The organism is Oxalobacteraceae bacterium OTU3CAMAD1, from assembly GCA_024123915.1.
In the GTDB taxonomy this organism is placed as follows: domain Bacteria; phylum Pseudomonadota; class Gammaproteobacteria; order Burkholderiales; family Burkholderiaceae_D; genus Rugamonas.
In genome coordinates this window covers 6888661-6913311 of the sequence record CP099650.1, presented here as the reverse complement: position 1 = coordinate 6913311, position 24651 = coordinate 6888661, and the positions used below count along the sequence as shown (strand labels likewise).

Sequence of the window (24651 nt, the reverse complement as noted above, 5' to 3'; positions counted from 1 at the left end):
TCCTTAGCGGGTGGGGGGCGTGGCGTTGGGCCAGGCGGCGATGCGGTAGCGCGTGTGCCACGGTTCTTCCGGCCGCAGCGCGACGCCGAGCCTGTCTTCCAGCGGATGGCCGGCCGGCGCGCGGGCGACGCGGCCCAGGTCGAACAGGCTGTTGACCGGCTCGGCGCCGATCGCCAGATGGCGGCTCATCCACGGGTAATTGATGCGGCCGCCGTTGCTGATCCACAGCATCAGGTCCGGCAATTGCACGGTGTCCCACCACATGCCGACGCAGGCGTCGTAATCGAGGTAGTGCAGCGCGAACGGCGGCGCCCCGTCCGTGGCCGCCAGGGTGCTCACCTGCATCAGCTCCTCGGTCGGCATCATCAGCGGCAATTGCGCCAGATCGAGTGCGCCATCGACGCCGGCCATGGCCGACAGCGAACCGGAGCGCGTGTCGGGCACCAGGCGCGACACGGCGCCGGGCGCGGCGGTCGGATAGCTGTGGATGCCGGCGTGCTCGCCGAGCACCACCTTCACCCGTCCCGGCGTGGGCGGAATGCGGAAGGTCGGATGCAGGCCGACCGGTATGCGCGATGGGCGGCGCGACCAGATGCCCAGGCTGATATCGAGCGCGGCGGCGCGCGGATCGACCGCGATCACCCGTTCGACGCGAGCGATTGCGCTGCCGGCCGGGTAGTCGATCGCCAGGTGCACGCGGTGCGGCGTGGCCTCAATGCAGTGCCAGTGGTGGTTGGCGGCGTAGCCGTGCATCCACTCGTCGCCGCTGGCTCTGTCATTGTCTATGGTGCGCAGCCAGCCGGACGGCAGGGCGCCGGGATCGTCGGTGCGGCCGAAGGGCACGCACGGCCATTCGCCGCGCATGCGCCGCAGCAGGCCGGGCAGGGCGGCGGCGCCGGTGGTGCTGGCCCATGGCGCCACGTGCATGATGTCGAGCTCGCGCTCGTCGTCGAGCCGCAGGCTCACCGGGCCGAGCATGCCGCCCAGGGCCTGCACCTCGGCGCGGCCGAAGTCCCACGCCAGTTGCCACGCGCGGCGCGTTTCTTTTTCAGCCCGTTCACTCATGCGGTTCGTATCGTTCATCGCGCCAGCCATCCGCCGTCCACCGGCAGGGTGATGCCGTGCACATAGTCGCTGGCGCGGCCGGCCAGGAACATCGCCGCGCCGGCCAGGTCGTCCGGCTTGCCCCAGCGTCCGGCCGGGATGCGCGCCAGTATCGCCTCGGAGCGCTGGGCGTCCTCGCGCAGCGCGGTGGTGTTGTTGGTTTCGAAGTAGCCCGGCGCCAGCGCGTTGACGTTGATGCCCTTGGTCGCCCATTCGTTGGCCAGCGCGCGCGTCAGTCCGGCCAGCGCGCTCTTGCTGGCGGCGTAGGCCGGCACGCGGATGCCGCCCTGGAACGACAGCAGCGAGGCGACGTTGATGATCTTGCCGCCGTGGCGCGTCGCCATGTGCCTGGCCACCGCCTGCGACAGGAAGAAGACGGTGCGCAGATTGGTGTTCATGACCGCATCCCAGTTTTCCTCGGTGACGTCGAGACTGTCGGCGCGGTGGATGGTGCCGGCGTTATTGACCAGGATATCCAGCTGGCCGTTGAAGGCGATCGCCTCCTCCACCACGCGCTGCACCGGCTCGGTGGAGCCGAAATCGGCGCGCACGAACAGAAAGCGGCGGCCCAGCGCCTGGACTTGCGCGGCGGTGTCGTCGGCGGGGCTGCGGCCGGCGGCGACGATGTCGGCGCCGGCGCCTGCCAGCGCGATCGCGATCGCCTGGCCGAGTCCGGTGTTGGCGCCGGTGACGAGCGCCGTGCGGCCGGTCAAGTTAAACAGTTCGGACATCGATGCTCCTTATTTCAGCTGACAGATATCGAGCACGTTCATGTCGGTGTAGTCGAGGTTTTCGCCGCCCATGGCCCAGATGAAGGCGTAGTTGGCCGTGCCAGAACCCATGTGGATCGACCACGGCGGCGAGACCACCGCTTCTTCGTTGGCGACGATGATGTGGCGCGCCGAATCCGGCTCCCCCATGAAGTGGAAGATGCGCTGCTGCTCGTCGAGGTTGAAGTAGAAATAGACCTCCGAGCGGCGGTCGTGCAGGTGCGGCGGCATCGTGTTCCAGACGCTGCCGGTCTTCAGTATCGTCAAGCCGAGCAGCAGTTGCGCCGACTTGCACACGCCGGGAATCACGTACTGATAAATGGTGCGGGCGTTCGATGTCTCGGCGCTGCCGCGCTCCAGCGGAACGGCCTGGGCGTGCGTGATCTTGGTCAGTTCGTGGCGGGCGTGGGCCGGCGTCGAGGCTAGGTAGAAGCGCGCCGGATTGGCCGCATCGACCGATTCGAAGCTGACATCGTTGCTGCCCATCGGGATATACAGGCCGTCGAGCGGCGCCATGTCGAAGGTTTGGCCGTCGACGGTGATGCGGCCGGCGCCGCCGGCGACGTTGATCACGCCCAGCTCGCGGCGCGACAGGAAGGGCTGGCCCAGCGCGGAGACCGGCTCCGTGTGCGTCGGCAGCTTGATCGCCTCGGCGACGGGCGCGGCGCCGCCGATCACGAACCGCTCGTGGTGGCAGTAATTGAGCTTGATCCGGTCGCTGACGAACAGGTTGCTGATTAAATAGCGCTCGCGTAACTGTTCATTGCTAACTTGCGTCATCATGTCCGGATGAGTGGCATGAAATATTTTTTCGTACATCTGGGTCTCCTGGCAATGAATTCTACTGATATCTGTTATCGATAACAAGTATAATGGCATACCCGTTTGAAAAGCAACGCACAGGAAGCCGGGGATCGTGGTTTTTTGGGATCCGGCCTGATCAACTTGAAGAGTGATTCGTGAGGAGTGGTCTGTTGAAAACCGCTGTCGCCCTGTTTTTGAGCCTGTGTGCCGCCTCGGCCGCCGCGCAGCCGCCGTCCAGCCAGCCGTGGGTCGCCGACCTGGGCAACGGCCAGTATCAAAACCCCATCCTGTACGCCGACTATTCCGACCCGGACGCGATCCGCGTCGGGCAGATGTTCTATATGACGTCGTCGAGCTTCAGCAACGCGCCCGGGCTGCCGCTGCTGCAATCGTCCGACATGGTCAACTGGGAGCTGGTGGGCCACGCGCTGCCGAAGCTGGTGCCGGAGGATGTGTTCGCCAAGCCGCAGCCGGGCAAGGGCGTCTGGGCGCCGTCGCTGCGCCACCATGCCGGCAAATTCTGGATTTTCTATCCGGACCCGGATTTCGGCGTCTATGTGATGACGGCGCAAAACTTCGCCGGCCCCTGGAGCGCGCCGCATCTGCTGCTGGCCGGTAAAGGCATCATCGATCCAGCGCCGCTGTGGGATGACGACGGCAAAGCCTGGCTGGTGCACGGCTGGGCCAAGAGCCGCTCCGGCATCAACAACATTTTGACCTTGCGCAGCATGGACGCGGACGCCCGCAAGCTGCTCGACGAGCGCGGCAGGGACATCATCGACGGCGGAAAATTGCCGGGCTATCACACGGTCGAAGGTCCGAAGCTGCACAAGAAGGATGGCTACTACTACATCTTCGCGCCGGCCGGCGGCGTCGAGCACGGCTGGCAATCCGTGTTCAGGTCCCGCAATATCGAGGGGCCGTACGAGGACAAGATCGTCATGGCGCAGGGTACCTCCACGATCAACGGGCCGCACCAGGGCGCGTGGGTGGATGGGGTGGACGGGCGCGACTGGTTTTATCATTTCCAGGACAAGGGTGCGTACGGGCGGGTCGTTCTTTTGCAGCTGATGCAATGGCGCGACGGCTGGCCGGTGATCGGCGTGGACAAGGACAACACCGGCGTCGGCGAGCCGGTGCTGACCCACGCCAAGCCGGCCGGCAAGGATCGCGGCATCCTGGTGCCGCCGACCGGGGACGAGTTTGGCGCTGGGGCGCTTGGCTTGCAGTGGCAGTGGAATGCCAATCCGGCGCCGAACGCGGCAGGCGGCTGGTATTCGCTGAAGGCGCGGCCGGGCTTCCTACGGCTGCCGGCCTTGGCCGCGCCGGAGGAGGGCAGCGCGCGCGAGGTGCCGTCGGTGTTGACGCAGAAGTTCCCCGCGCCTGTCTTCACGGTCGATACAAAGATCGAGGCGCGCGGGACCGATCTTCAGCGGGCCGGATTGCTGGTGCTGGGGATCCGGTATGCGTGGCTGGGTTTGCGCCAGAGCGATGGGGTGACAAAGCTGGTGTTGTCCACCTGCGAGGAGCCGGCGCTGACGTGCAAGGAGCGCGTCGAACCGTTGCGCAACGTGGGCCGCGAGCCGGTGTATCTGCGCGCCGAGGTTGGCGATGGCGCGATGGTGAAGTTTTCGTATAGCCTCGACGGCATACAGTTCACGCCGGCAGGCAAGCCGTTCCAGGCGACCGTGGGACGCTGGGTGGGCGCGCAGGTCGGCCTGGTCAGCACGCGCTGGCCGGCGGCGGGAAAGAAGCCATCGTACATGGACGTCGACTATTTCCGCGTCACGGGAGTCACACGTGTTCCACGTAGGGCGGATTAGGCGGAACGCCGTAATCGGCCATGCATGCGTCAACGAGACGCATCCATGGCCGATTACGCTGCGCTAATCCGCCCTACGTGATACCATGGCTGTGTTAAAGTTATCGATAACATGAAAATAAAATCAGGAGACTAGCGTGTTCAAAAAGATACTGACGGCGGCGGCTTTGCTGTGGTGTGCGTCGTCCTCGGCGCAGGTGCAGGTATTCCCATTCCCCGAGCAGATCAGGTACTCGCACCACAGCGACGACTTCACGGTACGCGTGCGTACCCCCGGCGGCGTCTGGCAGGACCTGTACGAATACAAAGTCAAAGTGGACCTCGATACGCAAAGCACCGCCTCGATGGTCTACTTCAACTTCGACGGCCCGGTGGAAGTCGCGGTACAAAAGAACAACGGCCGCTTCTCCAGCGTGGCGATCCGTCCGGACGCCAAAGGCATCAAACCGGTCATCAAAGGCCAGACCGCCTTCTTCACGCTGAACCGTCCCGCCAACCTCAGCATCGAATTCGACGACGACCGCCTGCACAACCTGCACCTGTTCACGCACGCGATCCGCAAGGACATGCCCAAGCCGCCAGCCCGCAAGCCCAACGAGGCGATCGGCAAGGGCGAAACGCCGGACTTTACCCAGCCGGTGGTGTACTTCGGCCCAGGCGTGCACGATGGCGACTTCAACCTGCGCTCCAACACCACGGTGTACATCGACGGCTCGGCCATGCTGAAGCGCCCGCTGATCATCAACGGCGTGCAAAACGTGAAGGTCATCAGCGACGGTCTGTTCGACAGCGTCGATATGCTGACGATCAAGGATTCGAAGAACGTGGTGATCGACGGTCCGATCTTCTTCAACCAGATACACGGGACGATGCGCTGCATCACCTCGCAGGATATCGAGGAGCGCAACATCCGCACCATTGGCGGCGGCAAGTGGTCGGACGGACTGGGCCACTTCGCTTGCGAGCGGGTGACGGTTGCCGACAGCTTCATCCGCACGTCCGACGACTGCATCACCTTATATAACCACCGCTGGGATATCTGGGGCAACACGCGCGACATCGTCGTCAAGGACTCGACCCTCTGGGCCGACATCGCGCACGCGGTGATGATCGGCATCCACGGCAACACGCCGTCGCCCGTACATCCGGAGCCGGAGGTGCTGGAGCGCATCCGCTTCAGCAATATCGACATTCTGGATCACGACGAGGACGACCCCGAATACGAGGGCGCGATCGGCATTATGGCGGCCGACGACAACCTGGTGCGGGATGTGGTGTTTGAAGATATCAGGGTGGAGCGCATCGAAGAGGGCAAGCTGTTCAACCTGCACATCGCCTTCACGCCAAAATACAATACGAGCCCGGGGCGGGGCATCGAGAATGTCACGTTGCGCAACATTCATTTTTCCGGCAACGGCTCCCCCAGCGCGTCGGCGATCTACGGCTATGACGAGACGCGCAAGGTCAAGAACATCACCATCGACAACGTGACGGTCGGCGGCCGCAAGATCAAGGGCGCCGAAGCGAACGTGCTCGACATCGGCAAGTTCGTCGAAGGCGTGACATACAAATAGTCCTAGCCGGACAGGCAATCAAAATACCTGGGAAATACGTAGGGCGGATTAGCGAAGCGTAATCGGCCATGCATGCATGCGTCGCTGACGATGCATGCATGGCCGATTACGGCGTTCCGCCTAATCCGCCCTACGTGTCACTATGGCAACGCCGCGACCTCCGACCATCTTAGATGATGATATCGCTTTTAGGCGCCGCCGCTTTCGCTTCCAGTTCCGCCAGACGCGTTTCCAGCGTTTCCAGCTTCGCGCGGGTTTTCGCTAAAACTTGCGTTTGAACATCAAATTCCTCGCGCGTCACCAGGTCCAATTTGGAGAATCCCTGCGTCATCATGGACTTGACGTTCTTCTCAATGTCCTTTGCTGGTGAGTTTTGGACGGCTTGACTGATCTTGTTTTGCAAGTCGTTAAAAAAAGTGTTCATATCCATAATATTCCTTGATCTGATGGGGTTATGTATGCACTATAAAAGTGCAGACATGCGTCATTGTGGTGCAAAACCAAAGACTCTTGCGTTCGACACTTTCAAATTCTCACTTTCGTCGGAGTACGTCCGTTGTCGCGGATGCTACGGCGGCTATCTACCGAGCAACATTAGCTGGCACGCATTCTGCTAAAGAGGTAAATGAATGCCGCTCACTGCTTTGCCTCAAAAGGATTTTACCCGTAACCGTATTCCCTATCTGTGACTAAGTTCGATAACTACAAGGACAAAATTATGAAAAGCACGAACCTGACTCTGATCGCAGCATTGACCATCGCATTCGCCACCATGAGCGCCTCGGCGCAGGCCCAGGACGCGCAACCCGCAGCCGCAGCCGTACCAGACAACCAAATCAGCTACAACATTGCTGTTACCAGCGACTACCGCTATCGCGGCATATCGCAAACCCGTCTGAATCCAGCGCTGCAAGGCGGCGTGGATTACGTCAACAATCCGACCGGTCTGTATGTCGGTACCTGGGCCTCCTCCATCAAGTGGGTCAAGGACGGTGGCGGCGATGCCAATATCGAAGTCGATGTCTACGCCGGCAAGCGCGGCGAGATCACCAAGGATTTCACCTACGACGTCGGTGGCCTGTACTACATCTACCCGTCGAACGGCCTGACCCCGAGCGCCAACACCTTCGAGCTGTACGCGCAAGTCGGCACCGGCCCGTTCTCGCTCAAATATTCGCACTCGACGACCAACCTGTTCGGCTTTGCCGACAGTAAAAACAGCGGCTACGTCGATGCCCAGTTCAACCAGGACGTCTACGACGGCTACATCCTGAACCTGCACGCCGGCCATCAGAAGGTCAAGAACAACAGCGCGTCCAGCTACAGCGATTACAAAGTGGGCTTCACCAAAGATTTCGGCGTAGCGACGGTGGCATTGGCGGCGGTCTTTACCAATACGGACACCTACGTCGGACGCGGTAAAAACCTCGGCAAAACCGGGGCTGTGCTTACCATTTCCAAAACCTTCTAAGCGAGGCCAGCATGAAAATGATTACCGCCATTATCAAGCCGTTCAAGCTCGACGAGGTCCGCGAGGCCTTGTCGGCGATCAACGTGCAAGGCATCACCGTGACCGAGGTGAAAGGCTTCGGTCGCCAGAAAGGCCACACCGAGCTGTATCGCGGTGCCGAGTACGTCGTGGACTTCCTGCCGAAGACCAAGATCGAGGCGGCGGTGGACGATGCCATCGTCGAACAGGCGATCGAAGCGATCGAAGGCGCTGCCCGCACCGGCAAAATCGGTGACGGCAAGATCTTTGTGTACAACCTGGAACAGGTGATCCGTATTCGTACCGGTGAAACCGGCCACGAAGCTCTTTAAGGGGAAGATTGATGAAGAAAACTATAACAACATTGCTCGCTGGGGTTTCCATCCTGTTCGCACTCGCCGCGCCGGTCCACGCCCAGGAGGCCAAACCGGCTGATGCGCCTGCCGCCGCCACCGCGCCCGCCGCCGCCGCACCTGAAGCGCCGGCCGCTCCGGCCGCCGCGCCCGCCGCCACCGCGCCTGCGGCCGCCGAGGCAGCGCCCGCAGCACCGGCGCCAACGCCACAGAAGGGCGACACCGCCTGGATGATGGTCTCGACCCTGCTGGTGATCCTGATGACGATTCCCGGCCTGGCGCTGTTCTACGGCGGCCTGGTCCGTTCCAAAAACATGCTGTCGATCCTGATGCAGGTGTTCATGGTCTTCGCCCTGATCGTGGTGCTGTGGTGCGTGTACGGCTATTCGCTGGCATTCACCGAAGGCAACGCCTTCTACGGCAAATTCGACCGTGCCTTCCTGAACGGCATCTTCGATCCGGCCAAGGGCGCGTTCTCGTACGCCGCCACCTTCAGCAAGGGCGTGGTCATTCCTGAATTTATCTACGTCGCCTTCCAGGCCACGTTCGCCGCCATCACCTGCGGCCTGATCGTCGGCGCCTTCGCCGAACGCGCCAAGTTCACCGCCGTGCTTGCCTTCGTCGTGCTGTGGTTCACCTTCGCCTACCTGCCGATCGCCCACATGGTCTGGTTCTGGACCGGTCCGGACGCGATCAAGGACGCGGCCACCGCCGCCACCGAAGCGGCAAAAGCGGGCTTCCTGTTCCAAAAAGGCGCGCTGGACTTCGCCGGCGGCACCGTGGTGCACATCAACGCCGCTGTTGCCGGCCTGGTCGGTGCCTACATGATCGGCAAACGCGTCGGCTACGGCCGCGAATCGATGGCCCCGCACTCGGTCACCATGACCATGATCGGCGCCTCGCTGCTGTGGGTCGGCTGGTTCGGTTTCAATGCCGGTTCGGCGCTGGAAGCCGCTGACATCGCCGCGCTGGCCTTCGTCAACACCTTGCTGGCCACCGCCGCCGCGACCGTGTCGTGGGTGTTCGCCGAGTGGATCTTCAAAGGCAAGCCATCGATGCTGGGTGGCGCCTCGGGTGCGGTGGCCGGCCTGGTCGCCATCACCCCGGCCTGCGGTTTCGTCGGTCCGATGGGCGCGCTGGTCATCGGCCTGGCCGCCGGCGTCGTCTGCCTGTGGGGTGTGAACGGTCTGAAACGCCTGCTGGGCGCCGACGACTCCCTGGACGTGTTCGGCGTCCACGGCGTCGGCGGTATCCTCGGCGCGCTGCTGACCGGCGTGTTCGCTTCGCCATCGCTGGGCGGCCAGGGCATCTGGGACTACGTTGCCAACAAGGCATCGGCTGACTACTCGATCATGGGCCAGGTCACCACCCAGGCGACCGCCGTCGGCGTCACCATCCTGTGGTCGGCTGTCGTCTCGTTCATCGCCTACAAGCTGGTCGACGTGGTCATCGGCCTGCGCGTTCCTGAAGAGGAAGAGCGCGAAGGCCTGGACATCACCACCCACGGCGAGTCCGCTTACCACGCTTAATCGTTGTTGTTGTAATAACCCGCTTCGGCGGGTGCCCACAAAAGCGCCTCGAATGAGGCGCTTTTTTCGTTTGCGCGCCATTTCCACCTTTAAAATAGGGTTTTCGCCCTGATTTGGGCTATCTGCAAGGTAATATTTGAGGTTCTGTTGCCTGGAGGGCCGTCCTCCCGCACATTTAAGGAAGTAATCATGGTTCCCCATCTCGTCACGGCTCTGACCGGTCCGCTGCTCGATCTCGAAGAAAAAATCCTGGCCGCCACGCCGGCCATTGAGCGCTGGTTCCGTCTGGAATGGCAAGAACACACGCCGCCGTTCTATTGCTCGGTCGATATGCGCAACGCCGGCTACAAGCTGGCGCCGGTCGATACCAACCTGTTCCCGGGCGGTTTCAACCACCTGGCCACGGAAATGCTGCCGCTGTCAGTGCAGGCCGCGATGGCCGCGATCGACAAATATTGTCCGGACGCGCGCAATCTGCTGCTGATCCCGGAAATCCACCAGCGCCACCCGACCTACTGGCAAAACGTCGCGCGGCTGATGCAAATCTTCCGCCAGACCGGCCTGCACGTGCGCCTCGGTTCGCTGTCGCCTGAGGTGACGCAGCCGACCCCGATCGCTCTGTCGGACGGCAACATGCTGGTGGTCGAGCCGCTGGTGCGCTCGGCCAACGGCCGCCGCGTCGGGTTGAAGGACTTCGATCCGTGCACGATTTTGCTCAACAACGACCTGTCGGCGGGCATTCCGGAGATCTTGCAGAACATCCATGAGCAGAGCCTGCTGCCGCCGCTGCACGCCGGCTGGGCCGTGCGCCGCAAGAGCAACCACCTGAACGCCTACGACGAGGTGGTCAAGAAGTTCGGCAAGCTGATCGGCGTCGATCCGTGGATGCTCAACCCGTTCCACGCCAAGTGCGACGCGGTGAACTTCCGCACCGGAGACGGCTACGATTGCCTGGCCGCCAATGTCGACGCGCTGCTGGCCAAGATCAAGAAGAAGTACAAGGAATACGGCATGAAGGAGCACAAGCCCTTCGTGATCGTCAAGCCGGACGCCGGGACCTACGGCACCAGCATCCTGACGATCAAGGATTCCAGCGAAATCAAGGACTTGAGCCAGGCCCAGCGCGACAAGATGATCGTCATCAAGGATGGCAAGGAAGTGACCGACTTCATCATCCAGGAGGGCGTGCCGACTTTCGAGAGCATCAAGGACGACGTCGCCGAGCCGGTGGTGTACATGATCGACCGCTACGTGGTCGGCGGTTTCTACCGCGTGCACGCGGAAAAGGGCGTCGACCAGAACCTCAACGCGCCCGGTTCGCAGTACGTGCCGCTGGCGTTCGCGCAGCAGCACGCGGTGCCGGATTTGAAGGCGAAGCCGGGCACGGCGGCGCCGAACCGCTTCTACGTCTACGGCGTGGTGGCGCGGCTGGCGCTGCTGGCGGCGTCGCTGGAAATGGAACGCACCGATCCGAATCCGGAAGTGTATTGAGCGCTTACGTCGCGGCGGCGCCAGCTTTTAACCCGCACGGCGGCACGCAGGGGTCGTACCCCAAGGGGTACGACCCCGACTGGCCTTGCGGGTTAGTGCGGGGCTCACTCTGCGGCCTCCAACCGGCCTGAGCCGGTGTCCCCGGCGAATCTCGGCTAAAATCAGGCATTACCCAGATTGGATGCGCCCATGAAAATAGCTTTCCTCGCCGATCCCTTGGCCAGTTTCAAGACGTACAAGGATTCGACCTACGCCATGATGGTGGAGGCCGCCAAACGCGGCCATACCGTCTACGCCTTCGAGCAAAAAGACATGGCCGTCAACGGCGGCGTGGCCTACGCCAATGTTGCTCAAATAACCATCCTGGACGACGCCACCGACTGGTTCCGCGCCGCGCCGGCCGTGGAAACCAATCTGGGCGAGTTCGACGCCATCATCCAGCGCAAGGACCCGCCGTTCGACATGGAGTACATCTACGGCACTTATATGCTGGAGCTGGCCGAGAAGCAGGGCGCCAACGTCTTCAACAAGCCGTCGACCATCCGCGACCACAACGAAAAGCTGGCCATCGCCCAGTTCAGCGAGTTCACCTCGCCGACCCTGGTGACGGCCGACGAGGCGCGCATCCGCGCCTTCCAGGCCGAGCATGGCGACGTCATCCTCAAGCCGCTCGACGGCATGGGCGGCACCGGCATCTTCCGCGTCAAGCCGGACGCGATGAACCTGGGCGCCATCATCGAGACGCTGACCGACAACGGCAAGCGCACCATCATGGCCCAGCGCTTCATTCCGGACATCGCCAAGGGCGACAAGCGCATCCTCGTCATCGGTGGCAAGCCCGTGCCGTTTTCGCTGGCGCGCATCCCGCAAAACGGCGAGGTGCGGGGCAATCTGGCGGCCGGCGGCCTTGGCGTAGCGCAACCTTTGACCGAACGGGACTTCGAAATCGCCAATACCCTGGGGCCGATACTGGCCGCGCGCGGCTTGTTGCTGGTAGGATTGGACGTGATTGGGGATTGCCTGACGGAAGTTAACGTTACCAGTCCGACCTGTTTCCAGGAAATCACCCAGCAGGCCGGTTTCCCGGTGGCGGCGATGTTCATGGATGCGGTGGAGGCGGCCGTGGAAGTGGCGACCCCGGCTCGATGATGATTATTCAAAATAATTTTGCCGGACGGCCTCAAAAACCTCCGCGCTCACTGGCGGTTTAAGAATATGGTTGGCATACTGCTTATGACGCACGCACCGCTGGGACAGGCGTTCATCGCCGCCTGCGCGCATGTGTTCCGTGGTCCGACCGAGCGGCTCGAGGCGATCGATGTGATCGCCGACCAGGACCTCGGTGAAGTGCAGTCCCTGGCGGCGGCGGCGATCAAACGGCTCGACGACGGCGACGGCGTGTTGATCATGACCGATGTCAAGGGCGGTACCCCCGCCAATTGTTGCGACCGCTTGGCGGACGCGGGCCGGGTGGAGGTCATCGCCGGCATCAGTTTGCCGATGCTGCTGCGGGCCATCACCTACCGGCGCGACACGCTCGACGTGGTCGTCGAGATGGCCCTGGCCGGCGCGCAAAGCGGAGCGGTGCGCGTCGACAACCGGATTCGCGTCGTGTAGTGACGACGCGGGAATTTTTTGTGCGGCTTATTTTGCGCGGTGGATGTTTTGTAACGGATGCTGCGCCGATTTCTCATTGAGACAAAAGAAAAATGATTCAACAAGAACTTGAGATTATCAACAAGCTCGGACTGCATGCCCGCGCTTCCGCCAAATTTACCCAACTGGCAGCAAAGTTTCAAAGCGACGTATGGCTGACCCGTAACGCGCGTCGCATCAACGCCAAGTCCATCATGGGCGTGATGATGCTGGCCGCCGGCAAGGGCGCCAAGGTCACCCTGGAGGCCGACGGCCCCGATGAAAGCGAATGCATCGCCGCCTTGTCGGCGCTGGTCAACGACAAGTTCGGCGAAGGCGAGTAATGCCCTCGGATCGTAGCCGTTCCCGCATTTTCACTGGTCCACCCATGGCTTCTTTCACACTGCACGGCATTCCCGTCTCCCGCGGCATCGCCATCGGCCGCGCGCACAAGCTGGCGCCGGCGGCGCTCGACGTCAAGCATTACCTGGTGGCCGAAGAGCATCTGGAAGCGGAAGTGGTGCGGTTGCAGCAGGCGCTGGCCCAGGTGCACAAGGAACTGCAAACGCTGTGGAACGAGCTGCCCAAGGACGCGCCGACCGAGTTGGGCGCCTTCATCGACGTCCACGCGCTGATCCTGTCGGACCCGATGATCTCGGAGGCGCCGCTCGACATTATCCGCGCGCGCCACTACAACGCCGAATGGGCGCTGCTGACCCAGATCGACGAGCTGTCGGCGCAGTTCGACGAGATCGAGGACCCGTACCTGCGCGAGCGCAAGGCCGACATCCAGCAGGTGGCCGAGCGCGTGCTCAAGGTCTTGATGGGCACCGCGCAGATCCTGCCGCCGACCACCAACAGCGGCGACGAATTCCAGGCGCAGATGATCATCGTCGCCCACGACATCTCGCCGGCCGACATGCTGCAGTTCCGCGACCGCTCCTTCATCGGCTTCGTCACCGACGTCGGCGGCCAGAACTCGCACACGGCCATCGTCGCGCGCAGCCTGGATATTCCGGCGGCCGTCGGCATGTCCGGCGCTTCCACCCTGATCGAGCAGGACGACTGGCTGATCATCGACGGCGACGCCGGCGTGGTCATCGCCAACCCCAGCGCGCTGGTGCTGGAGCAGTACCGCGAGCGCCAGGGCGCCGCGCTGCGCGCCCGCAAAAAGCTCAATAAGCTCAAGAAGACGCCGGCCATCACCAAGGACGGCACCGAGATCACGCTGCTGGCCAACATCGAGCTGCCCGACGACTGCCCGGCGGCGATGGAGGCGGGGGCCAACGGCGTGGGCCTGTTCCGCTCCGAGTTCCTGTTCATGGGCCGCAACAGCAAGATCCCGTCCGAGGACGAACAATTCGAGCAGTACAAGCGCGCCGTGGTGGCGATGAAGGGCCGGCCGGTGACGATCCGCACGCTCGACATCGGCGCCGACAAGCCGCTCGACCAGACCGAGCACACCGCGCTCAATCCGGCGCTGGGCCTGCGGGCGATCCGCTATTGCCTGGCCGAGCCGCAGATTTTCCTCACCCAGCTGCGCGCCATCCTGCGCGCGTCGGCGTTCGGCAAGGTGAAAATTCTGATTCCGATGCTGGCGCACGCGTTCGAGATCGACCAGTCGCTGGCGATGATCGCCCAGGCCAAGGCCGAACTGCGCGAGGCGAAGATCAAATTCGACGACACGGTGCCGGTGGGCGCGATGATCGAAATCCCGGCGGCGGCGCTGTCGCTGCCGATGTTCGTCAAGCGCATGAACTTCCTGTCGATCGGCACCAACGACCTGATTCAGTACACCCTGGCGATCGACCGGGTTGATTATGAGGTCGCGCACCTTTACAATCCGCTGCATCCGGCGGTGCTGCAATTGATCTCGATGACGATTGCGGCCGGGCATAAAGCCGGGATCGAAGTCGCCGTGTGCGGCGAAATGGCGGGCGACGTCAAACTGACACGCCTGCTGCTGGGCATGGGACTGCGCGAATTCTCGATGCACCCGGCGCAGCTGCTGTCGGTCAAGCAGGAAATCCTGAATAGCGACCTTGCGCGGATCGTTCCGCAAACCCGCAAGATCATGCGCTCGATGGAACCAGGTGCAATTGCAGACGCGGTCGAACAATTGCAGCTGATGTAAGTCGGTGGGACCCATCCTCGCGGTCCCGCCCTGATACATGGCCCGTGGGGCCGCCCCAAAACTCTAATTAAAATATGTCATCCCTGGGATACGTCAAACCGCAAACCATGCATTTTGCGCAGCCGCTGCCGCTGCAAAGCGGCGCCGCGCTGCAAGACTACATGCTGATGTACGAAACCTACGGCACCCTCAACGCCGACAAATCGAACGCGGTGCTGGTGTGCCACGCGCTCAACGCCTCGCACCACGTCGCCGGCGAATACGAGGGCGTACCGAAAAGCCTGGGCTGGTGGGACAACATGGTCGGTCCCGGCAAGTCGCTCGACACCGACAAGTTCTTCGTCATCGGCATCAACAACCTCGGCTCGTGCTTCGGCTCGACGGGCCCGATGCACAACAACCCCGCCACCGGCAAGCCTTACGGCGCCGCCTTCCCGGTCGTCACGGTGGAAGACTGGGTCTCCGCGCAGGCGCGCCTTGCCGACGCGCTGGGCATCACCCAGTTCGCCGCCGTCATGGGCGGCTCGCTGGGCGGCATGCAGGCGCTGGCCTGGTCCATCATGTACCCGGAGCGGCTGCGCCACTGCGTGGTGATCGCCTCGACGGCCAAGCTGTCGGCGCAGAACATCGCTTTCAACGACGTCGCCCGCCAGGCCATCCTGTCCGACCCGGACTACCATGGCGGCGACTTCTATGAGCACGGCGTGGTGCCGAAGAACGGCCTGCGCGTGGCGCGCATGGTCGGCCATATCACCTACCTGTCCGACGACGACATGGCCGAAAAATTCGGACGCAGGCTGCGCGCGGCGGTGGACGACATCGCCGGCGTCCCGGGCGACAATCCGGCCAACTACAAATTCGGCTTCGGCGTCGACTTCGAGATCGAATCGTACCTGCGCTACCAGGGCGACAAGTTCAGCGAATACTTCGACGCCAACACCTACCTGCTGATCACCAAGGCGCTCGACTACTTCGACCCGGCGCGCCACCACGGCGGCGACCTGGCCAAGACCCTGGCCGGCACCCGCGCCAAGTTCTTTGTGGCCTCGTTCACCACCGACTGGCGCTTCTCGCCGGAGCGCAGCCAGGAGATCGTGCAGGCGCTGGTGAGCAACCGCCGTCGGGTGACCTACGCAGAAATCGACGCGCCGCACGGCCACGACGCCTTCCTGCTGGAGGACCCGCGCTACCTGAAACTGGTGCGCGCGTACTACGACCAGGTGTGGAACGATATCAAGGAGCCAGCATGAACTTCACCCAACTAAGCACGGCCCGTCCGGACCTGGCCTTCATCGCCCACTGGGTGCCGAACAACGCGCACGTGCTGGACGTCGGCTGCGGCGACGGCGTGATGATGGACTACCTGCAAAGCGACAAGCAGTGCAGCGGCTACGGCATCGAGATCGCCGACGACAAGGTATTGGACAGCACGAAACGCGGCGTGCAGGTGATCCAGCAGGACATGGAGAACGGTTTGTCGCTGTTCGGCGATAACTCCTTCGACACGGTGCTGTGCCTGTCGTCCTTGCAGATGATGAAGCATGTGGAAGCACTGCTGCGCGATATCGTCCGCGTCGGCAAAGAGGCAATCGTCTCGTTCCCCAACTTCGCCTACTGGCCGCACCGCGTGTCGCTGCTCAAGGGCCGCATGCCGGTGTCCGAGTCGCTGCCGTACGAGTGGTACGACACGCCCAACCTGCGCTGCGCCACCATCAACGATTTCCGCGACCTGGCCGTCGAATGCGGGCTGGAAGTGATCGAATACGTCGCCCTGGCCGAGGGGCGGCGCGTGTCGTTCCTGCCCAACCTGCGTGGCGACCTGGCGGTGTTCCGCCTGCGGAAAAAAGTCGACTCGAAGGCAGCACACTGATGGCCGCCCAGGAGCAGAAGCGACACTGGCTGTCGTATCTGAACGGCCGCACGGTATCCATTCTGTTCCTGGGCTTCAGCTCCGGGCTGCCGCTGTACACGCTGATCTACCTGATGCAGGCGTGGCTGGCCAAGTCCGGACTGGATGTGAAGGCGCTCGGCCTGTTCGCGCTGGTGACGTTCCCGTACACCTTCAAGTTCCTGTGGGCGCCGTTTATGGACCGCTACACCATCGGCCCGCTGGGCCGGCGGCGCGGCTGGATGGCGGTCACGCAGATCGGCCTGTTCCTGGTCATCGGCGGGTTGGGCATGCTCGACCCCAAGCTCGAGCTGACCCTGATCGCCGTCTTCGTCGGCGTCATCGCCTTCCTGTCGGCCAGCCAGGACGTGGTGGTCGACGCCTACCGGCGCGAGATCCTGGCCGAGGACGAGCAGGGCCTGGGCGCGGCCATCATCGTCAACGCCTACAAGGCGGCCAGCCTGATCCCCAGCGCGCTGGGGCTGGTGCTGGCCGATACGATGTCGTGGCAGGCGGTGTTCTGGATCGTCGCCGCGTTCATGCTGCCGGGCTTCGTCTGCACCTTGCTGGCGAAGGAGCCGGCCGTCTACGGCGCGCCGCCCAAGAACCTGCAGGAGGCGGTGGTGCTGCCGTTCCGCGAATTCATCCTGCGCGACGGCTTGAAGCAGGCGGTCATCATCATTATGTTCGTCCTGCTGTACAAGATCGGCGACAGCATGGCGACCGCGTTGTCGACCAAGTTCTTCCTCGATGTCGGCTTCACCACCAAGCAGATCGGCCTCGCGGCCAACGCCACCGGCTGGTGGGCCAGCCTGGCCGGCGGCGCCGTCGGCGGCATCTGGATGATCAAACTGGGCATCAACCGCGCGCTGTGGGTGTTCGGGGTGCTGCAGGCGATCGCGATTCTGGGCTTCGCCTGGCTGGCCAACGTGGGGCCGGACCCGGTGCTATTGAGCGCCGTGTTCGGGTTCGAGGCGTTCGCCAGCCTGGGGTTGGGATCGGCGGCGCTGGTGGCATTTATGTCAAGGGCGACCGATCCCCGCTATACTGCCACCCAGTACGCGTTGTTTTCCAGTCTGGCTGCGGTCCCGCGCACATTCATTAATTCCTCCGTGGGTTATATTGTTGCCGAAACGGGTTGGTTCTGGTTCTTTATCGTGTGTTTCATCCTCGCCTTCCCGGCGATGATGATGCTGCCGAAAATCGCTCCTTGGAATAGTGCAAATGAAAAAGCTTAAATTGAAGAGCGCCGCCATGGCGCTGGTCTGTGTGATGGGCGCCTTGCCGGTCTACGCGCAAAACGACGGCATTCCGGTCGAAAAACTCTCGCGCATGCGCGGGATTGGCGGCGATTCCGCGCAGTTCGACCAACAGTCCAAGCTTCAGTACGATCAGATGCTGAAGCAGGCGCACGACAAGGATGCCGTCGCCAGCGACAACAATCCGCAGCTGATACGCTTGCGCGCCATCGCCAAGCGCCTGATTCCCTTCACCACGCGCTGGAATCCGGACGCGGCGCAATGGAAGTGGGAAGTCAACCTGCTCAAGTCGGACACCGTCAACGCCTTCTGCATGCCGGGCGGACGCATCGCCTTCTACAACGGCATCCTGACCAAGCTGAATCTGACCGACGATGAAGTGGCGGCGGTGATGGGGCACGAGATCGCCCACGCGCTGCGCGAACACGCGCGCGAGCAGGCCGGCAAGAACACCGTCACGCAGGTCGGCTCGCGCATACTCGGCGCCATCGGCTCGGCCTATTTCGGCGTGGATCCGCGTCTGGGCGACGCGGCGGCCGGCATGGTCTCCCAGGGCGCTGCGTTGACGTTCTCGCGCGGCGATGAAACCGAGGCCGATCTGGTTGGCATCGACCTGGCCGCGCGCGCCGGCTTCGATCCGCGCGCCGGCGTGGCGTTGTGGCAGAAGATGGGCGCGATCAACAAGAGCCAGCCGATCAGCTTCCTGTCGACCCACCCGACCGGCAAGGACCGCATCGCCAACATGAACAAGAACATGCCGCTGGTGCTGCCGGTGTACGCCCGCGCCAAGGGGCTGGACCCGAACAACCTGCCCAAGTACCACTCGCTGGCGCTGCCGAAGTCCTGATGTCGCGGCCACCGTTGCCGATGCGCGACGGGGTCGCGCCCAGCTATCTGTGGCTGCCGGAAGGACAGTGGCCGGACCTGATCACCTTTCTGGTGGCGCGCTTTCCCGACGTCGAGGCGTCGACCTGGTACGAGCGCATGGCGCGCGACGAGGTCGTCGACGGCGACGGCAAGCCGCTGGCGCCGCACAGCCCCTTCAAGCGTGGCATGCGCATCTTTTACTACCGGGAGCTGGAGGCGGAGACGCCGATACCGTTCGCCGAAGAGATCCTCTTCATGGACGAGCATCTGGTGGTGGTCGACAAGCCGCATTTCCTGCCGATGACGCCGGGCGGGCGCTTCCTGCACGAGACCTTGCTGGTGCGGCTGAAGAAGACGCTGGGCGAGCAAGCGCTGACGCCGATCCACCGGCTCGACCGCGAGACGGCCGGCGTGGTAATCTTCTCGCGCAAGCAGGAGAGCCGTGGCGCGTATCAATCGATGTTCCAGAAGCGGGTGATCGAGAAGGAATACGAGGCGTTGGCGCCGACGTTGAAGGGTGTCGAGTATCCGTTCACGTACCGCAGCCGGATGGTCGACGGCGACAAGTTCTTCATCATGAAGGAGGAGGAGGGCGAGCCCAATTCCGAGACCATCATCGAGGTGATCGAGCACCGCGCCGATTGCACCTTGTACCGGCTGTTTCCGCACACGGGCCGCAAGCACCAGTTGCGCTTGCATCTGTCATCGCTCGGCATCCCGATCATCAACGACGCGTTTTATCCGGTGGCGCTGCCGTGCAAGGCGGACGACGTGTCGCAGCCGTTGAAACTGCTGGCGCGCCGCATCTCGTTCCTGGACCCGCTGACAAACGACTGGCGCGAGTTCAGCAGCCGCCGCAGCTTGTGATTGTTTAGTCGGTGGTTGATCACCCGTCAATCACGTAGGGCGGATTAGCGAAGCGTAATCGGCCATGCATGCGTTACGTTGGCGCATGCATGGCCGATTACGGCGTTCCGCCTAATCCGCCCTACGTGTTTCCGGGGTATTTCCGAGGTGCCTCCGAGGTGTTTTCGACGTCGCAGCGCTCAGTCGTGCGCGTACTCGATGATCAACGGCGCGTGGTCCGAGAACTTTTCTTCCTTGTAGACCGCCACCGTGGTGGCCTTGGCGGCGATGCCCGGGGTCGCGACATGGTAGTCGATGCGCCAGCCGACGTTCTTCGCATACGCCTGCCCACGGTTGCTCCACCACGTGTACTGCTCCTCGCGCGGGTCGAGGCCTCGGTGCACGTCGACAAAACCCACCTCGTCGAACACCCGCGTCATCCATTCGCGTTCCTCCGGCAGGAAGCCGGAATTCTTCTTGTTGCCCTTCCAGTTCTTCAAATCGATCTCTTTATGCGCGATGTTCCAGTCGCCGCAGATGACCACTTCGCGGCCCTCGGCATGCAATTGCTGCAGGTGCGGCAGGAACAGCGCCATGAAACGGAACTTGGCCTCCTGCCGCTCCGGGCCCGACGATCCCGACGGGCAATACACCGAAATCACGCTAAGATTGCCGAAATCACAACGGACATAGCGGCCCTCGGCGTCGAATTCCGGCGCGCCGAAGCCGATGACCACGCGGTCCGGTTCGATTTTGCTGTAGACGCCGGTGCCGGAGTAGCCTTTTTTCTCGGCATAGTGGAAGTGGCCGTGGTAGCCGCCCGGGTTCAGGAACTCGGGCGTCATGTCCGGCGCCTGCGCCTTGAGTTCTTGTACGCAGATGAAGTCGGCGTCCTGCGTGGCCATCCACTTGAAAAAGCCCTTGGAGGATGCCGAACGGATGCCGTTCAGGTTGGCGGAAATGATTTTTGGCATGGAGAGGTGCTTAAAAAAGAGTGCTTAAAAATGAGACAGAATTTTGGAATGCGTTAGTGTAGCGTTAAAATACGGCCACTTTAAAGAAATGAGGCAGCATGAACAATTTACGTCAGCAATTTATCGAGTTTTCGGTCGACACCGGTGTGCTGCGCTTCGGCGAGTTCACCACCAAGGCCGGGCGCCAGTCGCCGTACTTCTTCAACGCCGGCCTGTTCCACGACGGCGCGACTCTGGCCCAGCTGGCCCAGTTCTACGCCCAGACCCTGCTCGATTCGGGCGTCGAGTTCGACATGCTGTTCGGCCCGGCCTACAAGGGCATCACCCTGGCGTCGGCCACGGCGGTGGCGCTGGCCGGCAAGGGCCGCAACACCTCGTTCGCCTTCAACCGCAAGGAAGCCAAGGCCCACGGCGAGGGCGGCTCGCTGGTCGGCGCCAAGCTGCAAGGCAAGGTCGTCATCATCGACGACGTGATCTCGGCCGGCACCTCGGTGCGCGAATCGGTGGACATGATACGCGCCGCCGGCGCCGAGCCATGCGCCGTGCTGATCGCGCTGGACCGCATGGAGCGCTCGGCCAACGCCGACGGCGTCATGTCGCCGAACTCGGCGGTGCAGGAAGTGTCCAAACTCTACAATATCCCGGTCATTTCGATCGGCAACCTGGACGATTTGTTCGCCTATTTGAACGGCAAGGGCGCCGATCCGCAGTTGCTGCAGCATAAAGACGCCGTGGCGGCGTATCGCGAACGCTACGGAATCGCCTGATCTATCATTTGGTCTGGCGCTGATGGATTGTCGAATCGGCCATATTGCTAGACTTTGATATTTCTATGGTGTAACCTTTTGAGACGGCATTTAGACCGTGGACAAACAAGGCAGATCCATGAACATCGCAACAATGAAGGTGCACGGCGACGACGCCGGACTGGCAGACGTCCGCGACGGCTTGCCAACCGAACCGGATAGCGACTGGCAGAAGGGCGACGTCAAGCCCGACGGCCGGGTGCGCATCGATTCCGGTTTCTATGTCGGCATCGGCACGGACGAGAACCCGGACGAGCTGCTCAAGCAGATCCGCCACTACCTGGCCGAATGCCAGGCGCGCGGCATCCACTTCGAACGCTCGGATGTCGCCGCCGAACTGCGCATCTCCTTCACCACCGAGCGTGGCGCGGCGACGCCCAGCCTGGACTTCACCCTGGCCGATTTGACCTTGCTGGTCGAAATGGGCATCACGCTCAGCATCATCGCCTGATGCGCTTCGCCGAAACGCGGCTTGCCGGTTTTCGTTGCGGGCAGGCCGAGCGGCGCATTCACATCTGGGAGCCGGCGGCGGCGCCGCCTCGCGCCGTGCTGCTCGCCATCCACGGCGGCATGGCGCATGGCGGCGACTACGTCACCCCGGCGCTGTTCTTCCGCCAGCACGGCGTCGCCACCGTCGCCTACGACCTGTGCGGGCACCAGGACGCGCGCCGGGTCGATATCCCCGGCTTCCACGTGTTCCTCGACGACAGCGTGCTGTTCCTGCAATGGGTCAAGCGCGAGTATCCCGGCGTGCCGATCTTCGTGATGGGCCACTCGATGGGCGCGCTGATCGCCACCCATCTGGGACTGGGCGGTTTCGCCGGCGACGCCGCCATCGAGGGTTTCATTTTTTCGTCGCCGTACTATGTCAACGCGATCAAGGTGTCGCCGCTGCTGCTGGCGCTGGCAGGCGTGCTGGGGGTGCTGGCGCCGCGCATGAAGGTGCCGCTGGCGCCGTTGACGGACGTGCTCACGCACGACGGCGCCATCACCGCGCGCCATCACGCCGACGAGCGCGACGGGGTGCGCGCCACCGAGATCACGGTCCGCTTCGGCAACGCGCTGACGGCGGCCCAGCGGGGGCTGGCGGCGCGGCTGCCGGCGTGGAACCATCGCTTGTTTGCCGTCGTGGCGGGGGACGATAAGCTGGCCGACGCCGACGCGGCCGAAGCGATGCTTAAGTCGGTGCCGGCGGCGCTGTTGACGTATCAGCGCCATCCGCAAAATTATCACGAGAACTTCAACGAGCTCAATCGCGAGCAAATCTTCGCCGACATCCTCGATTGGATGCGGCTGCCGCCTGCCGGCTGATCGTCATCGGACCGGAGGCGGCGGGCGCGGGCCTGGCCCGCGCCGTCGTGCTTACTTCAACACCCAGACATACTGCATCTCAATGGTGGACTCGAACGGTTTGCCGGCCTTGGTGGCGGGCTTGAACGTGCACTTCTCAATGCCGGTGCGCGCCGCCTCGTCCAGGTGGGCGAAGCCACTGGACTTGACCACCTCGGAGCGCTTGGACTTGCCGTCCGTACCCACCGTGAAGGCCAGCGTCACGGTGCCTTCCTCCTTGCGGGCAATAGCGCCATCCGGCCACACGGGCTTTGCGCAGCTGTTGATGTCCATCACCGCGCCGTGCGTCTGCCCGGCGACTTTGTCGGCGGCGACGGCCTCGGCGTAGATCGCCAGACTGGCTAGCGCCAGGCCGAGCATCGGGATCGCCGCTTTCCAGTTCAGGGCCCGCGGTGCGGGGCGTACCAAATGTTGAATCCGTTCCATTAAATTTCCTCCGTTGGCCGCTTGGGCCAGGTGGTGGGTGGAGAACTGGAGTTTTTCCAGTTCTGAAAGTGCAAGGGCCAGACGCCGCGGTTCGCCCAGTGTCCTTGCTGCTAAATCGTCTGCCATCAGTTCGCGCTCGACCCGGACGCGGTTCGATATCCACCAGACCGCCGGGTGGTAGAACAACACCGTCTCGATCACGTTCTGCAGCAGGTTGACCAGATAGTCGTGATGTTTGATATGCGCCATTTCGTGCGCCAGCAGCGCGCCCAGCAGATCGGGCGGCATGCCCGACACCAGCGACGCCGGCACCAGCACGACCGGACGCCACCAACCGGCGGTGACCGGGCTGGCCAGCGTGTCGACGATCCGCAGGCGTACGGTGCGCGTCACGCCGAAGCGCAGCGCCAGCCGCGCCAGGCTGGCCTCCCATCGCAGACGGTCGGCGCGGTGGCGGGGCGCCTCTTCGCGTATGGCGCGTTGTATCCACAACAGCCCGAACGCCATGCGCAGCGCCAGCGCGGCCGCGCATAGCGCCCACAGGCCGACGATGCCGCGCAGCGAATCGCGCAAGTCGAACGATTCGCCGGCGCCGGTGATGGTCTGCGCGGCCAGCTGGATCATTTGGAAGTCGACGCCGGCGGCGGCGGTCGAGTCGCCGAGCCGCTGATACAGCTCGAGCGCGGGCCAGCACAGGCAAGCCATCAGCGCCGAGCAGGCCAGCAGGTAGCGGTACTCGGCGCGCGTGTTGCGCATCAACGCCAGCGCCAGCGCGGTGGCGCAGCCGATCAACAGGCCTTGCCACAGGAAGTGAATCAAGGTCAGGCCCAGGGCGAACGTGAGGTGGCTCATTTGTCGTCGTCCTTCAGCAGTTGCTCGATCTCCTGACGCTCCTTTTTGGAGATGCCGCTGCGCAGCGCCGCCAGCACCAGCGCCTTGGCCGAGCCGGCAAAGGCCTTTTGCACCAGGTCCTTGAGCAGGTTGGTTTGCAGCGCGTCCTGTGCCTGTGCCGGCGCATAGACGTGCGAGCGCTGGCTTTCGTCGCGGATGAGGATGCCTTTGGTGTGCATGATCTGCATCAGGCGCAGCACCGTGCCGTAGGCCAGCTCGGGTTTGTCGGCCAGCATGGCCTCGTGCACCTGCTTGGCCGTGGCCGAGCCGAGCGGCCACAAGGTTTGCAGCAGGTCGAGCTCCGCCGTCGTCGGTTTGGGAATGGACATCATCGCCTCTTGTAAGCTTGCTAAAGTATTTGTAGATTAGTCTGTCTAGACAAAAATGTATACTTTAATTTGCAGAGCTGGGCAGGGCGTTGTTTTATCTAGACAAGTATGTTTAGTTCAATCATTTCGATGACTGGCGCGGCGCTGCTTATTAGTCCAAGGTCCAGACATATTGCATCTGCAGCCACGCTTCTTGCGGCTTGCCGCGCAGCCTGCCGGGAACGAATTTGCATTCGCGATGCTGACGCGGGCCGCTTCGACCAGGTCCTCGTGGCCGCTCGACTTGTCACTTTCGATCGCTGAATTTTAC

25 protein-coding genes are annotated in these 24651 nt (G+C 63.0%); 18 read left to right on the top strand and 7 right to left on the bottom strand.

Annotated elements, in window-relative coordinates; genetic code table 11:
• Positions 1-3: 3 nt before the first annotated feature.
• The 3 genes from NHH88_29595 to kduI are packed head-to-tail and all read right to left on the bottom strand — an operon-like array spanning position 4 to position 2693.
• Positions 4-1083, bottom strand: a complete 1080-nt coding sequence (locus tag NHH88_29595; protein ID USX13755.1) for a hypothetical protein — start codon at positions 1081-1083, stop codon at positions 4-6.
• Positions 1080-1835 carry a 2-dehydro-3-deoxy-D-gluconate 5-dehydrogenase KduD gene (gene kduD / locus NHH88_29590; GenBank protein ID USX13754.1) on the bottom strand — a complete coding sequence of 252 codons (756 nt, stop codon included), beginning with the start codon at positions 1833-1835 and terminating at the stop codon, positions 1080-1082. The genes NHH88_29595 and kduD overlap by 4 nt, the downstream gene beginning before the upstream one ends.
• Positions 1836-1844: 9 nt before the next feature.
• The gene (gene kduI, locus NHH88_29585) at positions 1845-2693 is read right to left on the bottom strand and encodes a 5-dehydro-4-deoxy-D-glucuronate isomerase (protein USX13753.1); all 849 of its coding nucleotides are present in this window, start codon (positions 2691-2693) and stop codon (positions 1845-1847) included.
• A 155-nt stretch (positions 2694-2848) separates the two neighbouring features.
• On the opposite strand from kduI, the gene NHH88_29580 reads away from it, so the two are divergent.
• Both NHH88_29580 and NHH88_29575 read left to right on the top strand, forming a co-directional pair.
• Positions 2849-4501 (top strand): glycoside hydrolase 43 family protein, encoded by a 1653-nt coding sequence (locus tag NHH88_29580; GenBank protein USX13752.1) that lies wholly within the window; start codon positions 2849-2851, stop codon positions 4499-4501.
• A 136-nt stretch (positions 4502-4637) separates the two neighbouring features.
• A complete protein-coding gene (locus NHH88_29575; GenBank protein USX13751.1) occupies positions 4638-6074 on the top strand; it encodes a hypothetical protein in 1437 nt (478 codons plus the stop codon).
• Between the two features lie 169 nt (positions 6075-6243).
• On the opposite strand, the gene NHH88_29570 is transcribed toward NHH88_29575, so the two are convergent.
• Positions 6244-6504: an accessory factor UbiK family protein gene (locus NHH88_29570; GenBank protein USX13750.1), complete on the bottom strand. Its 261-nt coding sequence runs from the start codon at positions 6502-6504 to the stop codon at positions 6244-6246.
• A 288-nt stretch (positions 6505-6792) separates the two neighbouring features.
• Here NHH88_29570 and NHH88_29565 point away from each other — a divergent pair, with 288 nt between their 5' ends.
• The 13 genes from NHH88_29565 to NHH88_29505 all read left to right on the top strand — a co-directional run bounded on the left by NHH88_29565 (position 6793) and on the right by NHH88_29505 (position 19586).
• On the top strand, positions 6793-7545 hold the full coding sequence (locus NHH88_29565; GenBank protein USX13749.1) for a TorF family putative porin: 753 nt from the start codon (positions 6793-6795) through the stop codon (positions 7543-7545).
• An 11-nt stretch (positions 7546-7556) separates the two neighbouring features.
• Positions 7557-7895, top strand: coding sequence for a P-II family nitrogen regulator (locus NHH88_29560; protein ID USX13748.1), 339 nt, complete (start codon positions 7557-7559; stop codon positions 7893-7895).
• A gap of 251 nt (positions 7896-8146) precedes the next feature.
• On the top strand, positions 8147-9445 hold the full coding sequence (gene amt, locus NHH88_29555; protein ID USX17473.1) for an ammonium transporter: 1299 nt from the start codon (positions 8147-8149) through the stop codon (positions 9443-9445).
• Between the two features lie 189 nt (positions 9446-9634).
• Complete coding sequence (gshA, locus tag NHH88_29550; protein ID USX13747.1) at positions 9635-10936, top strand: glutamate--cysteine ligase; 1302 nt, start codon at positions 9635-9637, stop codon at positions 10934-10936.
• Between the two features lie 189 nt (positions 10937-11125).
• Positions 11126-12085, top strand: a complete 960-nt coding sequence (gene gshB / locus NHH88_29545; protein USX13746.1) for a glutathione synthase — start codon at positions 11126-11128, stop codon at positions 12083-12085.
• Positions 12086-12151: 66 nt separating this feature from the next.
• Complete coding sequence (locus tag NHH88_29540) at positions 12152-12553, top strand: PTS fructose transporter subunit IIA (GenBank protein USX13745.1); 402 nt, start codon at positions 12152-12154, stop codon at positions 12551-12553.
• Between the two features lie 92 nt (positions 12554-12645).
• Positions 12646-12915, top strand: coding sequence for an HPr family phosphocarrier protein (locus tag NHH88_29535; protein USX13744.1), 270 nt, complete (start codon positions 12646-12648; stop codon positions 12913-12915).
• Positions 12916-12959: 44 nt separating this feature from the next.
• Positions 12960-14705, top strand: coding sequence for a phosphoenolpyruvate--protein phosphotransferase (gene ptsP, locus NHH88_29530; protein USX13743.1), 1746 nt, complete (start codon positions 12960-12962; stop codon positions 14703-14705).
• Between the two features lie 107 nt (positions 14706-14812).
• Entirely contained in the window at positions 14813-15955 is a 1143-nt protein-coding gene (locus tag NHH88_29525; protein ID USX17472.1) for a homoserine O-acetyltransferase, read from the top strand.
• A complete protein-coding gene (gene metW, locus NHH88_29520; protein USX13742.1) occupies positions 15952-16575 on the top strand; it encodes a methionine biosynthesis protein MetW in 624 nt (207 codons plus the stop codon). Before NHH88_29525 ends, metW begins: the two co-directional genes overlap by 4 nt.
• Positions 16575-17831 carry an AmpG family muropeptide MFS transporter gene (locus NHH88_29515; GenBank protein USX13741.1) on the top strand — a complete coding sequence of 419 codons (1257 nt, stop codon included), beginning with the start codon at positions 16575-16577 and terminating at the stop codon, positions 17829-17831. The genes metW and NHH88_29515 overlap by 1 nt, the downstream gene beginning before the upstream one ends.
• On the top strand, positions 17818-18699 hold the full coding sequence (locus NHH88_29510; GenBank protein ID USX13740.1) for a M48 family metallopeptidase: 882 nt from the start codon (positions 17818-17820) through the stop codon (positions 18697-18699). The genes NHH88_29515 and NHH88_29510 overlap by 14 nt, the downstream gene beginning before the upstream one ends.
• Complete coding sequence (locus NHH88_29505; GenBank protein USX13739.1) at positions 18699-19586, top strand: pseudouridine synthase; 888 nt, start codon at positions 18699-18701, stop codon at positions 19584-19586. The genes NHH88_29510 and NHH88_29505 overlap by 1 nt, the downstream gene beginning before the upstream one ends.
• Positions 19587-19765: 179 nt before the next feature.
• Here NHH88_29505 and NHH88_29500 read toward each other — a convergent pair whose 3' ends face one another.
• On the bottom strand, positions 19766-20539 hold the full coding sequence (locus tag NHH88_29500) for an exodeoxyribonuclease III (GenBank protein USX13738.1): 774 nt from the start codon (positions 20537-20539) through the stop codon (positions 19766-19768).
• 98 nt (positions 20540-20637) lie between these two features.
• On the opposite strand from NHH88_29500, the gene pyrE reads away from it, so the two are divergent.
• The 3 genes from pyrE to NHH88_29485 all read left to right on the top strand — a co-directional run bounded on the left by pyrE (position 20638) and on the right by NHH88_29485 (position 22656).
• Entirely contained in the window at positions 20638-21306 is a 669-nt protein-coding gene (gene pyrE, locus NHH88_29495) for an orotate phosphoribosyltransferase (GenBank protein ID USX13737.1), read from the top strand.
• A 118-nt stretch (positions 21307-21424) separates the two neighbouring features.
• Positions 21425-21796 (top strand): hypothetical protein, encoded by a 372-nt coding sequence (locus NHH88_29490; GenBank protein USX13736.1) that lies wholly within the window; start codon positions 21425-21427, stop codon positions 21794-21796.
• Entirely contained in the window at positions 21796-22656 is an 861-nt protein-coding gene (locus NHH88_29485) for a lysophospholipase (protein USX13735.1), read from the top strand. Before NHH88_29490 ends, NHH88_29485 begins: the two co-directional genes overlap by 1 nt.
• A 51-nt stretch (positions 22657-22707) precedes the next feature.
• Here the strand turns inward: NHH88_29485 and NHH88_29480 are convergent, their stop codons facing one another.
• The gene (locus NHH88_29480; GenBank protein USX13734.1) at positions 22708-23973 is read right to left on the bottom strand and encodes a M56 family metallopeptidase; all 1266 of its coding nucleotides are present in this window, start codon (positions 23971-23973) and stop codon (positions 22708-22710) included.
• On the bottom strand, positions 23970-24341 hold the full coding sequence (locus tag NHH88_29475; protein ID USX13733.1) for a BlaI/MecI/CopY family transcriptional regulator: 372 nt from the start codon (positions 24339-24341) through the stop codon (positions 23970-23972). The genes NHH88_29480 and NHH88_29475 overlap by 4 nt, the downstream gene beginning before the upstream one ends.
• Positions 24342-24651: the final 310 nt, after the last annotated feature.

What these genes read in the sequence shown, in the direction of transcription:
- NHH88_29505 (USX13739.1), top strand. Translation starts at nt 18,699, where the DNA reads ATGTCGCGGCCACCGTTGCCGATGCGCGACGGGGTCGCGCCCAGCTAT.
- gshB (USX13746.1), top strand. Translation starts at nt 11,126, where the DNA reads ATGAAAATAGCTTTCCTCGCCGATCCCTTGGCCAGTTTCAAGACGTAC.
- NHH88_29540 (USX13745.1), top strand. Translation starts at nt 12,152, where the DNA reads ATGGTTGGCATACTGCTTATGACGCACGCACCGCTGGGACAGGCGTTC.
- NHH88_29500 (USX13738.1), bottom strand. Translation starts at nt 20,539, where the DNA reads ATGCCAAAAATCATTTCCGCCAACCTGAACGGCATCCGTTCGGCATCC.
- NHH88_29485 (USX13735.1), top strand. Translation starts at nt 21,796, where the DNA reads ATGCGCTTCGCCGAAACGCGGCTTGCCGGTTTTCGTTGCGGGCAGGCC.
- kduD (USX13754.1), bottom strand. Translation starts at nt 1,835, where the DNA reads ATGTCCGAACTGTTTAACTTGACCGGCCGCACGGCGCTCGTCACCGGC.
- NHH88_29565 (USX13749.1), top strand. Translation starts at nt 6,793, where the DNA reads ATGAAAAGCACGAACCTGACTCTGATCGCAGCATTGACCATCGCATTC.
- NHH88_29535 (USX13744.1), top strand. Translation starts at nt 12,646, where the DNA reads ATGATTCAACAAGAACTTGAGATTATCAACAAGCTCGGACTGCATGCC.
- NHH88_29490 (USX13736.1), top strand. Translation starts at nt 21,425, where the DNA reads ATGAACATCGCAACAATGAAGGTGCACGGCGACGACGCCGGACTGGCA.
- NHH88_29510 (USX13740.1), top strand. Translation starts at nt 17,818, where the DNA reads ATGAAAAAGCTTAAATTGAAGAGCGCCGCCATGGCGCTGGTCTGTGTG.
- amt (USX17473.1), top strand. Translation starts at nt 8,147, where the DNA reads ATGATGGTCTCGACCCTGCTGGTGATCCTGATGACGATTCCCGGCCTG.
- NHH88_29480 (USX13734.1), bottom strand. Translation starts at nt 23,973, where the DNA reads ATGAGCCACCTCACGTTCGCCCTGGGCCTGACCTTGATTCACTTCCTG.
- pyrE (USX13737.1), top strand. Translation starts at nt 20,638, where the DNA reads ATGAACAATTTACGTCAGCAATTTATCGAGTTTTCGGTCGACACCGGT.
- NHH88_29515 (USX13741.1), top strand. Translation starts at nt 16,575, where the DNA reads ATGGCCGCCCAGGAGCAGAAGCGACACTGGCTGTCGTATCTGAACGGC.
- NHH88_29560 (USX13748.1), top strand. Translation starts at nt 7,557, where the DNA reads ATGAAAATGATTACCGCCATTATCAAGCCGTTCAAGCTCGACGAGGTC.
- NHH88_29570 (USX13750.1), bottom strand. Translation starts at nt 6,504, where the DNA reads ATGGATATGAACACTTTTTTTAACGACTTGCAAAACAAGATCAGTCAA.
- NHH88_29595 (USX13755.1), bottom strand. Translation starts at nt 1,083, where the DNA reads ATGAACGATACGAACCGCATGAGTGAACGGGCTGAAAAAGAAACGCGC.
- NHH88_29525 (USX17472.1), top strand. Translation starts at nt 14,813, where the DNA reads ATGCATTTTGCGCAGCCGCTGCCGCTGCAAAGCGGCGCCGCGCTGCAA.
- gshA (USX13747.1), top strand. Translation starts at nt 9,635, where the DNA reads ATGGTTCCCCATCTCGTCACGGCTCTGACCGGTCCGCTGCTCGATCTC.
- kduI (USX13753.1), bottom strand. Translation starts at nt 2,693, where the DNA reads ATGTACGAAAAAATATTTCATGCCACTCATCCGGACATGATGACGCAA.
- metW (USX13742.1), top strand. Translation starts at nt 15,952, where the DNA reads ATGAACTTCACCCAACTAAGCACGGCCCGTCCGGACCTGGCCTTCATC.
- NHH88_29475 (USX13733.1), bottom strand. Translation starts at nt 24,341, where the DNA reads ATGTCCATTCCCAAACCGACGACGGCGGAGCTCGACCTGCTGCAAACC.
- ptsP (USX13743.1), top strand. Translation starts at nt 12,960, where the DNA reads ATGGCTTCTTTCACACTGCACGGCATTCCCGTCTCCCGCGGCATCGCC.